Origin of the sequence: Niallia sp. NCCP-28, assembly GCF_023168165.1 — a bacterium.
GTDB lineage: Bacteria > Bacillota > Bacilli > Bacillales > Cytobacillaceae > Niallia.
The window spans coordinates 922,017-936,335 of sequence record NZ_BQYJ01000001.1; the positions used below are offsets into that span (position 1 = coordinate 922,017).

General features: G+C 35.2%; 11 protein-coding genes. All 11 read right to left on the reverse strand.

Annotated features, from left to right (window positions below):
- Position 1: 1 nt before the first annotated feature.
- The 11 genes from NCCP28_RS04605 to citZ all read right to left on the reverse strand — a co-directional run bounded on the left by NCCP28_RS04605 (position 2) and on the right by citZ (position 14,186).
- Positions 2-1,405, reverse strand: coding sequence for a replication initiation and membrane attachment family protein (locus tag NCCP28_RS04605; RefSeq protein ID WP_248560191.1), 1,404 nt, complete (start codon positions 1,403-1,405; stop codon positions 2-4).
- Between the two features lie 263 nt (positions 1,406-1,668).
- On the reverse strand, positions 1,669-2,124 hold the full coding sequence (nrdR, locus tag NCCP28_RS04610) for a transcriptional regulator NrdR (RefSeq protein WP_101175723.1): 456 nt from the start codon (positions 2,122-2,124) through the stop codon (positions 1,669-1,671).
- Between the two features lie 163 nt (positions 2,125-2,287).
- The gene (coaE, locus tag NCCP28_RS04615; RefSeq protein WP_248560192.1) at positions 2,288-2,890 is read right to left on the reverse strand and encodes a dephospho-CoA kinase; all 603 of its coding nucleotides are present in this window, start codon (positions 2,888-2,890) and stop codon (positions 2,288-2,290) included.
- A gap of 41 nt (positions 2,891-2,931) precedes the next feature.
- Positions 2,932-3,567, reverse strand: coding sequence for a sporulation membrane protein YtaF (gene ytaF / locus NCCP28_RS04620; RefSeq protein WP_248560193.1), 636 nt, complete (start codon positions 3,565-3,567; stop codon positions 2,932-2,934).
- An 86-nt stretch (positions 3,568-3,653) separates the two neighbouring features.
- Entirely contained in the window at positions 3,654-4,481 is an 828-nt protein-coding gene (gene mutM, locus NCCP28_RS04625) for a DNA-formamidopyrimidine glycosylase (RefSeq protein ID WP_248560194.1), read from the reverse strand.
- 19 nt (positions 4,482-4,500) lie between these two features.
- Positions 4,501-7,125 carry a DNA polymerase I gene (polA, locus tag NCCP28_RS04630; protein WP_248560195.1) on the reverse strand — a complete coding sequence of 875 codons (2,625 nt, stop codon included), beginning with the start codon at positions 7,123-7,125 and terminating at the stop codon, positions 4,501-4,503.
- Positions 7,126-7,737: 612 nt separating this feature from the next.
- The gene (pnpS, locus tag NCCP28_RS04635; RefSeq protein WP_248560196.1) at positions 7,738-9,489 is read right to left on the reverse strand and encodes a two-component system histidine kinase PnpS; all 1,752 of its coding nucleotides are present in this window, start codon (positions 9,487-9,489) and stop codon (positions 7,738-7,740) included.
- The gene (locus NCCP28_RS04640) at positions 9,490-10,203 is read right to left on the reverse strand and encodes a response regulator transcription factor (RefSeq protein WP_248560197.1); all 714 of its coding nucleotides are present in this window, start codon (positions 10,201-10,203) and stop codon (positions 9,490-9,492) included. It abuts the gene before it with no gap.
- A gap of 426 nt (positions 10,204-10,629) precedes the next feature.
- Positions 10,630-11,562, reverse strand: coding sequence for a malate dehydrogenase (gene mdh, locus NCCP28_RS04645; RefSeq protein ID WP_375709361.1), 933 nt, complete (start codon positions 11,560-11,562; stop codon positions 10,630-10,632).
- 92 nt (positions 11,563-11,654) lie between these two features.
- Positions 11,655-12,923 carry an NADP-dependent isocitrate dehydrogenase gene (gene icd, locus NCCP28_RS04650; RefSeq protein WP_248560198.1) on the reverse strand — a complete coding sequence of 423 codons (1,269 nt, stop codon included), beginning with the start codon at positions 12,921-12,923 and terminating at the stop codon, positions 11,655-11,657.
- A gap of 147 nt (positions 12,924-13,070) precedes the next feature.
- Complete coding sequence (gene citZ / locus NCCP28_RS04655) at positions 13,071-14,186, reverse strand: citrate synthase (protein ID WP_248560199.1); 1,116 nt, start codon at positions 14,184-14,186, stop codon at positions 13,071-13,073.
- Between the last annotated feature and the right edge of the window lie 133 nt (positions 14,187-14,319).

Below are 14,319 nucleotides of genomic sequence, written 5' to 3' on the forward strand. Positions count from 1 at the left end.
CCTATTTTCGTAAGTTTTTAATTTCTTCCTCTAGCTCTTGTTTTAATTTTAAAAATTCTGCTGATTCACTTCCAGCTTGAGCAGTAGTGTCCTTTGAGTTTTGATCTTTCCCAAACCACTCCGGAATTTTTTCTGTGCGAATTGCCTTTTTATTATTTTTTGTTTTTTTATTTTTATTTCCTTGTGCCCATTCTAAATATTGCTGATGCTCTTTTTTAGCAAGATTCATGGCATCTTTTACTGTCCGTACATTTTTCCTTACCCATTGGCCAGCAATTTTTTCAATATAGCCTTTTGTTAATTTCATATCTGTTTTTAACATCACATACTGTATCAATACATTAATAACACCAGGCAGAAGCTTTTGAGAAAACATCAGTTCTTCAATAATTTGCAAATCTGCTTTCGACGGCTCTGCCCCTCCAGAAATATCTTTGAGCAATTGTCTAGGAGAAGTATGGTCTAGATAATAAAGCAATTCTTCTTCTTTTGTCATTGGCTCTGCCGCTTGAGACTGATGTTTTTGCGGCTGTATCCGGTCAACAAGGCTAGGCAGCAAATCATTATGCTGAAATTGGTACCAGTCTCTAGCAGCTATTCTAAGTTCTTCTATATCAATTTCATCCGTATGATTGATAGCGGCAATCACAATATTTTTCATTTGAATGGCATCAATTCCATATAAAAAGGAAAGATTTTTTATAGCATCTTTCGCCTTTTGCGTAAACGCTTTTTTCGATAATAAAGAATCATGCAGACCTGCATATAATAATTCAAAATCAAAAGAATTATCTTGTATTTGAATGCTGGTTTGTCCGTTTCTTCCAATAAATTTTGTGTTTTCTTCATCTATTTCTTCTTGTTTCATTTCATAGCTAGTGCGGATTGCACTGTGATGATCAGACATAAATACATCTGGAAATTCTTTTGTTATTGAGACATACTCTGAAGTTTCCGGAAGTTTTTTATCGGAGAAAAAACGTTTTAAACGAGCATATTGTCCTTTTCCTATTTTTCGAAACAGATAAACATTCAGCATGCCATCTAAAAAAAACTGATCTGGGGATAACGGAGACTGCAGCTCATAGATAAAAAAGCGATTTTCATCTTCTTTTTTCATATAGGTTTTCAGCAATCCGATTCCTTCCAGCTTTAATCTTGCTTCATATATTTCCTTTAAATTGCAATTCATAAAATTCATTAAACTATGATGAGAATTGAGGCCAGACCAAAGTCGATTTTCTTCCACCTCTGCCCACAATGTCATATATAAGCTAATACAGGATGTTCCTATTAGCGGTTGATATAAAAAGGTAATTATTTTCCGATCATAGTCTGTTAATAAACCATTAACTGCTGCTTGATATCTGTCAACTGGAAGCAAGTCCTGCCAATACTGAGACATTTTAACGATTTCCTCCTTCTACCTTTCATTTTCCTCCTATTTTTGACCACAAGTAAATATAAGGTAAAACTGTAATCAAGGGGATTTTCACTGCCCATTTATGGAGGATAAAGTCAAAAAAGAGCCAAAGAAATCTTTAGCTCCTTTTTTAGGAATGGAGTTATCTTTATTCTATTCCTCTTTAAACAACAATACACTATTTTACAATTTCCTTGTTTGCCAGCGCAATTTTTTCGTTCTCCTGCTGACAACTCTAACATTTCTTACTCTTTTTTAATCAGTTCCTTTAATTCATTTATAAAGACATTGATATCTTTAAACTGTCGATATACAGATGCAAACCGAACATATGCCACTTCATCTACTTCAGCAAGACGATCCATTACCATTTCGCCAATTATATCGCTTTTTATTTCTGAAGCGGCATTGCTGCGCAGTTCTTTTTCGACATCCGCAGTAATATCTTCTAATTCTTTTAAAGCAACAGGTCTTTTTTCGCATGCTCTAATTAAACCGCGCAATATCTTATCACGGCTAAATTCTTCCCGTGTTCCCTCTTTTTTCACAACAATTAAAGGTATTTCTTCTACCTTCTCAAAAGTAGTAAAGCGGTAGCCGCACACTTCACATTCTCTTCTTCTGCGGATAGAACGAAATTCATCAACAGGTCGTGAATCAAGAACACGGGTATTATTATGTTGACATGTTGGACATCTCATCTATATCAGCTCCGAATTCATTGTTTCGCAGAGTGCATTGATTCTACCTATATCTTATAGAAAAGTAATTCGTTGCACAAGAGATAGTCTAGATTTCTTTAGAAATGACCGTTAGATTGCTTTTTTCATCCAAAAAGAGGAAGCTTAAAATTAAGCATCCCCTCTAATCTAATACATTCCATTTTTCCAGTATTTCTTTTGCTTGCATTGCTGCTGCTTCTATTGTTCCATTATTATCAATCAATTCATCTGCTAATATACGTTTTTTCTCTAAAGGCATTTGTGCATGGATTCTTTTTATTGCCTGTTCAAATGTTAATTGGTTTCGTTCCATTAATCGTTTTCTTTGAACATCCTCTGTCACATAGACAAGGATGGTTTTATCTACTTTTTCATTCAATTTATTTTCAAATAATAATGGGATATCTAAAATAACCACTTTTTCGCCATTCTCCATAGCGAACCTTTGTTTCTCATCCATTCTCCTGCCTACATCCGGATGCACAATTCCATTTAACACCAGTCTTTCTTGCTCATTAGAAAATACAATTTCTCCTAGTTTCATTCGGTTAATGTCTCCATCATTTTGAAGAATTCCTGTTCCAAAATGTTCAACGATTTTTTGATAAGCTGGTTCCCCTGCCTTTACAGCAAGCCGAGCTTCTAGGTCTGCATCAATAACTGGAATATTTAATGATTGATAATAAGCAGAAACAGTGCTTTTCCCACTGGCAATTCCACCCGTCAGCCCAACAATAAGTGTCATGTTTTTTATCCAACCTTTTATTCAAAATTTAATTATTTTTCCTATAATTTAAAAAGACCAATAATAATTAAAATGATCCCTGGAATAAAGGAGCATTTTTCCATAAAACTTTTTTGCGAAAAAAATCTTCCTCCAACAATGCCTAATGAAACAAAAGATGTACTCATTAAAATGACAGCAATGGTTAAATAAATGGGGGATAGCCCCAACATAGAAGCGCCGACGCCGGCTCCAAATGCATCTAATGATAATGCCAAGCCTAAAACAACCGCTTCTTTTCCTGTGATTGTTCCCGAATTATCAAAGTCTGCATCCATTGGTTTTTTTAATATATTAATCACAATTCCAAGTGATTTAATTTCAAAATTAACAATGTTTTTTTCTTGTATAACGACTTCCTTTTCTTTCGATGGACGAAAAAATTGATATAGTATCCATATCCCCAATAAAATTAAAATAACCCCGCCGATGCTTTCTGCAAAGGAGGGTGAAAAGATTTGCGAAATAATATGACCAAAAAACATCCCAATTAATAAGGTCATGCCTGAGCAACAAGCAATAATGAAGATGGATTTAAATGGTATCTTCATCTTTCTTAGACCATAAGTAAAACCTACACTAAAATTATCAATGCTTACAGCTAATGCTAGCAAGATGAGAGAAATTACTTGTGCCATAAGATTTAAAGCCCCTTCCTAAACAATAGTACTATACTATATGGAAGGAGCCCATCCAATGTTAAAACTGAATCTGCTAAATTCTTTTATTTCATTTGACACTTAGGGCAAAATACAGTTCCTCTGCCTCCAACAATAATCCTTTCTAATGTAGCACCACACTTTTTGCACGCTTCTCCTCTGCGTCCATAAACAAATAGTTCTAGCTGAAACATGCCTATTTGGCCTTGAGTGTTTACATAGGAACGAATCGTGCTGCCACCTTTTTCAACCGCTTCAGAAAGTGTTGCAATGATTTCCTTATAAAGTTTCTCTATTTCTTTCTCATTTAGAGTGCTGGCCACTTTTTCTGGATGAATGCCGCTTCTAAATAATGCTTCATCCACATAAATATTGCCTAGACCGACCACTATTTTTTGATCCAATAAAGCTGTTTTTACACTTCTTGCAGTTTTCGCCAAACCCTCCTTCAGTTTCAGAATAGTAAAAGAGCTGTCGAAAGGTTCAGGCCCCAGCTGGGAAAGAGGCAAGGCTGCATGCTCTTCTCCCTTTTTAAACAGGTGCATCGTGCCAAATTTACGTACATCTTTATAACGCAGCTGGGTACCATCCTCAAAATAAAAAATAACATGTGTATGCTTATCTATCGGATCTTCTTTTTGAAATAATCCATAGCGGCCTTCCATTCTTAAATGCGAAACAATAGTATAGTCTGTTGTTAAAATGAGCAAAAACTTTCCTCTTCTGTTTACATCTTCTATTTGCTGCCCTTTTAATGCATCAGAAAACTGTTCGGCATTCTCTGGTTTTTTTATCATTTTAGGCCATGTAACAGCAACTTCTTTGATCACTTTATATTGTGTTAATTCTTTTAATGTTCTTCTGACTGTTTCTACTTCTGGCAATTCTGGCAATTAACTCAGCCTCCGACTTTTACTTTGCATCAAACCATGTATCTCCATATGCATAATCCACTTTTAATGGAACATCCAAGCTGACAGCATGTTCCATTACATCTGGAACAATTTCTTTTAGCTTTTCAATCTCCTCTTTTGGTGCTTCAAAAATCAATTCATCATGCACCTGCAATAATAAACGAGATTTCAGTCCCTCTGATTCAAGGCGCTTCGCCATATCAATCATTGCTTTTTTGATAATATCTGCGGCACTTCCCTGTATCGGTGTATTCATCGCTGTTCGTTCTGCAAAACTTCTGAGATTAAAGTTTCGGCTTGTAATTTCCGGCAAATACCGTCTTCTATGCAGCAAGGTAGAAACATACCCTTTTTGTTTAGCCTGTACAACAACTTCTTCCATATAATTTTGAACACCAGGATAGCTTTCCAAATAGCGTTCAATAAATTTTGCCGCTTCTTTTCTTGTAATATGCAAACTTTGAGACAAACCATAATCACTTATGCCATATACAATTCCGAAATTTACAGCTTTTGCATGGCGACGCATATTAGAAGTTACTTCCTCTGCTTCGACATGGAATACAGCCATAGCTGTTTCTGTGTGAATATCATGGTCTTCTTTAAAAGCCTCAATTAATTTTTCATCATTGGCAATATGTGCAAGCACTCTTAATTCAATTTGGCTGTAGTCAGCTGCAAAAATCACCCAATCTTTTTCTGAAGGCACAAAAGCTTGTCTAATTTTTCTTCCTTCTTCCAACCGTATTGGAATGTTTTGCAGATTAGGATCTGTCGAACTTAATCTTCCTGTTTGAGTTAAAGCTTGATTAAAACGTGTATGGATTTTGCTTTCATGCACCACTTTTTGCAATCCTTCAATATAAGTAGACTGCAATTTGCCCAATTGGCGATAATTGAGAATTTCACCAATCACTTCATGAGAACTTGCCAACTGTTCCAATACGTCTGCTGATGTAGAATAGCCTGTTTTTGTTTTTTTGATGACCGGCAATCCAATTTTTTCAAACAAAATAACGCCTAGCTGTTTAGGTGAATTGATATTAAACGTTTCTCCAGCCAATACATAAATGCGGCTTTCCATTTCTTGCAGACGTTCTTTTATCTCTACTCCCATCTTTTGCAGTCTTTCTAAATCTACTTTTACTCCCGTAAATTCCATATCAGCCAACACTAGGCTAAGAGGCATCTCTAAATCATAAAACAGTTCTTCTTGTCCATTCGCTTTCAGCTCTTTTTCCATTTTTTCTTGGATATTCTTTAAAGCCATTGTTTTTCGGACAAGATGTTCTGACATAAGCTTGTCTTCCGGAATCTTGCGTTTTGCTCCTTTACCATAAAATACTTCATCTGATTGAAGATTCGTATAGTCATACTTTTTAGCTACAGATGCAACATCTTCAATCGTAACAGACGGGTCAGCAAGATATGCAGCAATTAATACATCAAACGTTATCCCTCTTAAATGAATTCCTTTATGGCGCAAGGAAACTTCTGAACGCTTCGCATCATAGACAATTTTTTTGCTATGTTCATTTTCTGCCCATTCTTTAAAAACATTGGAGTTTAATGCGAGCTCTATTGGCAAATAATATGCTCCTGTTTCATTCAATAAAGAAATTCCAATAATCGGTGCATAATGATAGTTATCGTCTAAAATTTCTACATATAAAATATTTTCATCTGCAAAAATATCTGCAGTAATTTCTTCTATATGCTTAAAATCTACTTCCTCAAGCACTACTTCCTCTTTCGGTGCATCCTCCCCAAGTTTTCCTAATAAAGAATTAAATCCTAATTCTTTAAAAAACTCTTTCAATTTCTCTCCCTGCATCCCATGATATGCCACTTCATTTAATCCCATCATAACAGGTGCTTCTCTTGTAATAGTGGCAAGCTCTTTGCTCATAATAGCCTGGTCTTTAAATTCCTCCAGCTTTTCTTTTAGCTTTTTCCCGCTTACTTTATCAATGGACTGCAGCAAATTCTCTAAATTTTGATATTCCTTTAATAGTTTAATCGCCGTTTTTTCACCAACACCTGGCACGCCTGGAATATTATCTGAAGCATCCCCCATTAGCCCTTTCATATCAATAATCTGCTCTGGCACTAGTCCATATTTTTCTTGAATATGCCCTGGTGTGTATACTTCCATATCAGTAATTCCTTTTTTCGTTATATATACAGTTGTTTTATCAGAGCTTAATTGAGTTAAATCTTTATCTCCTGAAATGACAATCACTTCAAACTCTTCTTTTTCTCCTTCTAAAGATAAGGTGCCGATAATATCATCTGCTTCGTAGTTTTCAAGCTCGTAATATTTGATGCCATATGCATTTAATAATTCTCTAATATAAGGGAACTGTTCTGATAGTTCTGGTGGCGTTTTTTGTCTTCCTCCTTTATATTCTGTAAATGTGCTATGTCTGAAAGTTGTTTTCCCAGCATCAAATGCTACTAAAATATGACTCGGCTTTTCTTCTTCTACTATTTTCATCAACATCATTGTAAAACCATATACAGCGTTTGTATGCACGCCTTTATCATTATTTAAAAGGGGCAAGGCAAAAAAAGCGCGATATGCGATGCTATTGCCATCAATCAAAACTAATTTATTGGTCAAAAGGTTTTCCTCCTTCTTTTATCTAAAAGTAAGTATGTATGAACATATGTACTATTATGATCAAGTTCACTTTATTTTACCATGGGGAAAAAAAGATTGTAAGGAATAGACTTTAAGTAGAAAGATAGCCAGCAAATAATGTTAATAGTGGCAGAAAACTAGAGGGATAGCAATAAAGTGAAGCTGCAATCAGGCTTTTATGGACAGTTATTCCTCCCTAGTTCTCTCATAATCATGAGCTGGGGGGCAAAATCCCGTTAATATGTGCTAAATTTGCATTCAGAAATAAAAAATCTGGCTGCCCGTCAAAGAATAAATGATCCTAGCTAAAAATTTAAAAAAACTTCAATCAGTGGGAATTTTTCTTATAATCTTGAGAGGGGGAGCAAAGGCCCATTAATGTGTAGTAAATAGCTTTTTTTCTCTATTTAGAATAAAGCAAAGACCGAAAGCGGGGTACTTCCGGTCTTTTTGCCTAGCCTTGGATAAAGGGGTCTTCATAATGAATTGTAGCAACTATGTGTTAATCTACTATAAACAAAATGTAAATAGTTTGTAAACTCTCCCTTCTAACTATAAAAAATAAGGAAAATAACCTGTTAACATGGCCGATTAGTAAGGAAATTCTTTTTTTAATTTAATAGCGAAAGTAGTTCCTTTGCCAACCTGACTTTCCACCTGAATGCTCCCCTTATGAAGTTCCACTAAATGCTTAACAATCGCAAGGCCTAACCCCGTTCCTCCAGAATTTCTGCTTCTTGCTTTATCTATCCGATAAAATCGTTCAAAAATCCGATGAATTTCCGATGATTCTATCCCAATTCCTGTATCCTGCACTTTTATAATGACATCTCTTTTTCTTTCTAGAACAGAAATATCTACCCTTCCTCCATTTGGTGTATAGGAAATCGCATTTGAAATAAGATTAAGAAAAACTTGAATTAATCTACTTCGATCTCCTACTATCCATATACTCTCTTTTTCTGGATGGAAAGTGATTTCCAGATTTTTCGTTTGTGCCTTTTTACAAAGTATTTTTATTACTTCATCTAATACATCTATTATATTAAAATGCTCCTGATTTAAAGTAAATCCATGCTGTTCCAGTTTAGACAGCTCTAATAAATCTTGAATAAGCTGCTGGAGTCTATCACTTTCTTTTAATATAATTTTCAAGAATTCTACTAATGTTTCTTTATTTTCTAGCGCACCATCTAATAGTGTTTCCGAAAATCCTTTAATAGAAGTGATTGGCGTTTTTAATTCATGACTTACATTGGCAACAAAATCTTTGCGGATTTGTTCTAGCTTTTTAATTTCCGTTATATCATGAAAGACAATCAATATTCCCATCCAAACATCATTGGCTCCAATAATCGGCACACCATATGCTTGAAAGATTTTCCTCTCATCCTTTATTTGCAGAACGCACTCTCGCACTACTTTATGTTCGGTCATAAATATTTCTTCAACTAAGTCGGTGATCTCTCTATGATCTAGCACTTTATAATATAATTTATATAAATAATCCGATGAATGTACATTAAAAATATCCTTGTATGCTTTATTAATTAGATTAATATACCCTCTGCTGTCAATGAGCAGTAAGCCGCTTCCAATGCTTTCAATTAAAGTACCGAGACGATCTTGCTGAATTTCCTGAGCTTTAACCATATCCTGCATTTTTTTTGCAACTGTATTTAATGAAGAACTAAGTTCACTCGTTTCATCAACTTGCCCTTCATAGGTTCTCGCATGGAAATTCCCATTGGCAAGATCCGCTGCCACTTTAGCAGCAGATTCAAAAGGGCGTGTATAACGATAAATCAGTTTAAATGCCACTAAAAAAATAATAAGCAAAGAAATTCCTAATGAAAGATGGACCATCCAATTTAATTGTTTATACGTTTCTTTTAGATCAGACTGTTTCATGCTTAAAAACAAATAGCCTTGCTTATCTTGATCATAAAATTTTGTCGAGTAGTAATGAAAATCAGAGTCACTGCCAACCATGGCATTTGCATCATTTTTAATAATTGTTTCGATTTTTTTTATATGAACATCATCTATGCTTTTGCCCATATCCCCTTCATCAAAAAGAATAGAACCTTTATTATCAGTAATCGTTATTTGCAAATCCAACATTTGGCTGTACTCTTTTATCACACTTGAATTTACTGAATCAATGCCGCCTTCCTTTTCAATTGCCTTTGAAACTAGCAAACTTTCCCTTTTCAGCCTTTCATCATACACTTGCGTGTAGAATTTTTTATTAAGCTGAGCAAAAACTAAACTGATGAACAAAAAAACTACAAATATAATAAACAATAAGCTAGAAAGCAATTTCGATTGGAACTTTACCATTTATTTTGGTTCCTCAAGTTTATATCCTAAACCACGAATTGTTTTGATATAAATTGGCTTTTTTGTATTGCTCTCCACTTTTTCTCTTAAATGGCTAATATGTACATCTACTATACGTGTATCTCCTACAAAATCATAATTCCAAACAGCACTTAGCAGCTGGTCTCTTGTTAAAACCCGTCCTTTATGTTTTGCTAAGTATAGCAGCAATTCAAATTCTTTAGGAGTAAGTTCTATTAATTCATCTTTAAAGTATGCTTCATAAAAATCTGGAAATATTTTCAGATCAGCGATGCTGATGCTTTCTTCTTTATCAGTTGATTCTATTGCAGGAGCTTCCTTTTGGTATTGAGATCTTCTTAATACTGCTTTAATTCGAGCAATAACTTCTCTTGGACTGAAAGGCTTTGTCATATAATCGTCTGCCCCAAGTTCTAATCCAAGAATTTTGTCTAATTCATCGTCTTTTGCTGTTAACATTAAAATAGGTGTAGAATTGCGCTGTTGGCGTAATTGTTTGCATACTTCCATTCCATCCATTTTTGGAAGCATAAGATCTAGCAAAATAACATCTGGATTTGATTGAATAGCTAAATTTAATCCTTCTTCTCCATCCATTGCTGTTAAACACTCAAAACCTGCTTGCTGCAGATTATACTGCAAAAGTGTTAAAATAGACTGTTCATCATCTACGACAAGAACTTTCTTTTTCATATATTGCCTCCAAGTAATCAAATTCCCCAGTGAATACCCCATTTACCCCTTCATTATAATATAAATTTAAAATAAAAAGAAACCATCTAAACAGAATAAAAAATATGTTCTCTCCTCTTTTGATTTGCTTAGCAGTTTTTTTCCTGTATTTAAATAAAGCAAAACTTCCATCAGGATTTTTCTCAGCACAGTTCTCCTCAACTCAATTCCTCATTTTCCCTTAATCATCTCAAAGCAGGGAGCAAAAGCCTGTTAATGTGTGATTAAAAAAATTCTGTATCCAAACAGCCTATGAAAAAGCTTTAATGTTTTTTCCTTTATTCTTCAATATCCATAAAAAAAATCAATACAGCAATTCCCTTTAATCATCAACTGAAAAGGAATGCTTGTACTGATTTTTTTCTTTGCCTAGCAAATCACTATATTTTATGTTAATACACTCAATACGTTTTTAACAGAATCTGCTGATTTATTTAACTGTATTTTTTCTTCTTCTGTCAGTTCTAATTGAATAACTTTTTCAATTCCATTTGCGCCGATAATAGTCGGTACGCCAAGGTAGATATCATGATAACCGTACTCTCCTTCCAGATAAGCGACAGTCGGCAAGATTCTTCTTTGATCTTTAATAATCGCTTCACACATTTCTGTGAGTGACGCTGCCGGAGCATAATAAGCGCTTCCATTTCCTAATAAATTAACAATTTCCGCCCCGCCTTTTCGCGTTCTATCAACGATTTCATCTAATCGATTTTGGGGAATCAATGTTTCTAAAGGTATTCCACCCGCATAAGAATATCTTGTAAGAGGCACCATATCATCACCATGGCCACCCAACACAAAACCAGTTATATCTTTTACCGATACATTAAGTTCCATTGCAATAAAGCTTCGAAATCTAGCAGTATCTAAAACGCCAGATTGCCCAATTACTCGTGATTTTTCAAACCCTGATTCTTTATACACGGTATAGGTCATCGCATCTACTGGATTTGACAAAACAATAATAATGCATTCTGGCGAATATTTGACAATTTCTTTTGTCACAGCCTTCATAATAGATTGATTTGTTTGTACCAAATCGTCTCTGCTCATTCCTGGTTTTCTGGCAATTCCAGCAGTTATGACTACAATATCAGAATTTTTTGTATCTTCATAATTAGAGGTGCCGATAATATTTGCATCAAAACCTTGAACAGGACTTGACTCAAACATATCAAGCGCTTTTCCCTTTGTAGGATTTTCCATTTGAGGTATGTCTAATAATACGATGTCGCCAAGTTCTTTTTGTGCAAGTAAAAAAGCAGTTGTTGCTCCAGTAAAACCTCCACCAATTACAGAAACCTTTTTGCGCTTCATTATTATTACTCCCCCTTTGGTTTCATAACATCTTCAAAAAAGGAGAAGAGACATCCCCTAAAATACATCTCTTCTCCCGCCTAGCTGTATTATTAACCCATGTTTTTAATTAATTCATCCCCGAATTCAGAGCATTTCACTTCTGTTGCTCCATCCATTAGACGAGCAAAGTCATATGTCACAACTTTAGAAGCAATTGTTTTTTCAACAGATTGAATGACTAGTTGAGCTGCCTCGCTCCAGCCTAAATGCTCTAATAAAAGCACTCCTGAAAGAATAACGGAAGATGGATTTACTTTATCCAATCCTGCATATTTCGGTGCTGTACCATGTGTCGCTTCAAAGATAGCATGGCCTGTCTCGTAATTGATATTTGCTCCAGGAGCAATGCCGATTCCTCCCACTTGCGCAGCAAGAGCATCAGAAATATAGTCACCATTCAAGTTCATTGTTGCAACAACATCAAACTCTTTCGGACGAGTCAAAATTTGCTGTAAGAAGATATCTGCAATAGAATCTTTGACAAGAATTTTGCCCGCACTTTCCGCTTCTGCTTGTGCTTTATTTGCAGCATCAGTTCCTTGTTCGTCTTTAATGCGGTCATATTGAGCCCATGTAAATACTTTGTCCCCAAATTCTTTTTCTGCTAATTCGTAGCCCCAGTTTTTGAAGGCACCTTCTGTATACTTCATAATATTTCCTTTATGTACTAATGTAACCGATTTTCTGCCTTCTTTGATAGCATAGTTAATCGCAGCACGTACAAGGCGGCTTGTTCCTTCTTCTGAAACTGGTTTAATTCCGATTCCAGAAGTTTCTGGAAATCTGATTTTATTTACTCCCATTTCATCTTGAAGAAATGAAATTAACTTTTCTACTGCTTCTGAACCTTTTTCATATTCAATTCCAGCATAAATATCTTCTGTATTTTCTCGGAAAATCACCATATCAGTATCCTCTGGTCGCTTAACAGGTGAAGGAACTCCTTCAAACCATCTTACAGGACGCAGACATACAAAAAGATCCAATTCTTGTCTTAATGCAACATTTAATGAACGGATTCCACCGCCAACTGGTGTAGTTAAAGGTCCTTTAATGGCAATTAAATATTCCCTGATAACATCTAGTGTTTCAGATGGCAGCCATTCTCCTGTTTCATTAAAGGCTTTTTCTCCAGCTAGAACTTCTTTCCAAACAATTTTGCGTTCACCGTTATACGCTTTTTCAACGGCAGCGTCTAATACTCTTTCAGATGCAGCCCAAATATCAGGACCAATTCCATCTCCTTCGATAAAAGGTACAATCGGATTTGCTGGTACATTTAGAACTCCATCTACTACTGTGATTTTTTCCCCTTGCATGTAAATCCCTCCGTATTAGAAAATGTATGACTTTCTAAAAAAGATATAACTTCTTTTCTAAAAAGAATTAAACACATATATATATAAATTTATATATGTGATTAAGTTAAGTATATATCATAATTGTTTTTAATGGGAACCTGTCAATTAACGTTCTTGCATCGGAACATATGATAATCGCTCAGGCCCTACATAATCTGCTCGCGGTCTAATTAAGCGGTTGTTTTCATATTGCTCTAAAATATGGGCAATCCAACCAGAAACCCTGCTCACAGCAAAAATCGGCGTAAATAAATCATGATCTATCCCTAAGCTATGGTAAACAGATGCGGAAAAGAAATCTACATTTGGAACTAGATTTTTTTCCTGTTTTAACATGCTTTCTATTTTGATGCTCATATCAAATAAGTGGCTTTCCCCAGTTAATTCCGTTAGTTTCTTTGCCATCTGTTTTAAATGCTTTGCCCGCGGATCACCTTTACGATAAACACGATGGCCAAATCCCATAATTTTTTCCTTTTTAACCATTTTATCTTTTATATAGGAATCTACATTGTCCTCATTTCCAATTTCAGTCAGCATTTTCATGACAGCTTCATTTGCACCGCCATGCAATGGGCCTTTTAGAGCTCCAATTGCTGAAGTGACACCAGAATATATATCAGATAATGTAGCTACACAAACACGTGCTGTAAATGTAGATGCGTTCAGCTCATGATCAGCATGCAAAACAAGCGCTTTGTTAAACGCTTCTATTGCGATTGGCTCTGGCTCTTTTGCTGTCAGCATATAAAGAAAATTTGCCGCAAAACTTAAATCTTTTCTCGGAGATACAGGCTCTAGCCCTTTTCTTAAACGGGAAAATGCTGTTACGATCGTCGGCAATTTAGCTTGCAGATTTATCGCTTTAAGGTAATTGGATTTTTCGTCCATTAGCTCTGCGTTTTCATCATAAACTCCCAATAATGAAACAGCTGAACGAAGAGCTGACATTGGATGAACTTGATCCAATGGCATCATTCTCAGTTGATTAATTAATGATTCAGGAAGTTCCGCATTTTCTGCCAACTCTTGCTGCAATTGAATTAGTTCTTGACTTGTCGGCAATCTTCTATTCCATAATAGGTAGATAATTTCTTCGAAACTGGAATTTTCTGCCAATGCATCAATATCATACCCAACATATGCTAATGAATCATCAATGATGGAACTAATTGATGAAGTGGTAGCAATAATTCCCTCTAGACCTCTAGTAACTGCCATACTTATCTCTCCTTTACACTATAATCCTTTTACTTTTATACGGTATTTTAGTTTCCTCCCACAATATAAATAAACAATGTAGTTACCTTATTTCTGTAAAAAGTATTAAATAGAACCAATTTTATTAGTCTTA

Coding starts and splice junctions, on each gene's coding strand:
- NCCP28_RS04605 (WP_248560191.1), bottom strand. CDS start 1,405: ATGTCTCAGTATTGGCAGGACTTGCTTCCAGTTGACAGATATCAAGCA.
- nrdR (WP_101175723.1), bottom strand. CDS start 2,124: ATGAGATGTCCAACATGTCAACATAATAATACCCGTGTTCTTGATTCA.
- coaE (WP_248560192.1), bottom strand. CDS start 2,890: ATGACACTTATTGTTGGGCTGACGGGTGGAATTGCCAGTGGGAAAAGC.
- ytaF (WP_248560193.1), bottom strand. CDS start 3,567: ATGGCACAAGTAATTTCTCTCATCTTGCTAGCATTAGCTGTAAGCATT.
- pnpS (WP_248560196.1), bottom strand. CDS start 9,489: ATGGTAAAGTTCCAATCGAAATTGCTTTCTAGCTTATTGTTTATTATA.
- NCCP28_RS04640 (WP_248560197.1), bottom strand. CDS start 10,203: ATGAAAAAGAAAGTTCTTGTCGTAGATGATGAACAGTCTATTTTAACA.
- mdh (WP_375709361.1), bottom strand. CDS start 11,562: ATGAAGCGCAAAAAGGTTTCTGTAATTGGTGGAGGTTTTACTGGAGCA.
- icd (WP_248560198.1), bottom strand. CDS start 12,923: ATGCAAGGGGAAAAAATCACAGTAGTAGATGGAGTTCTAAATGTACCA.
- citZ (WP_248560199.1), bottom strand. CDS start 14,186: ATGGCAGTTACTAGAGGTCTAGAGGGAATTATTGCTACCACTTCATCA.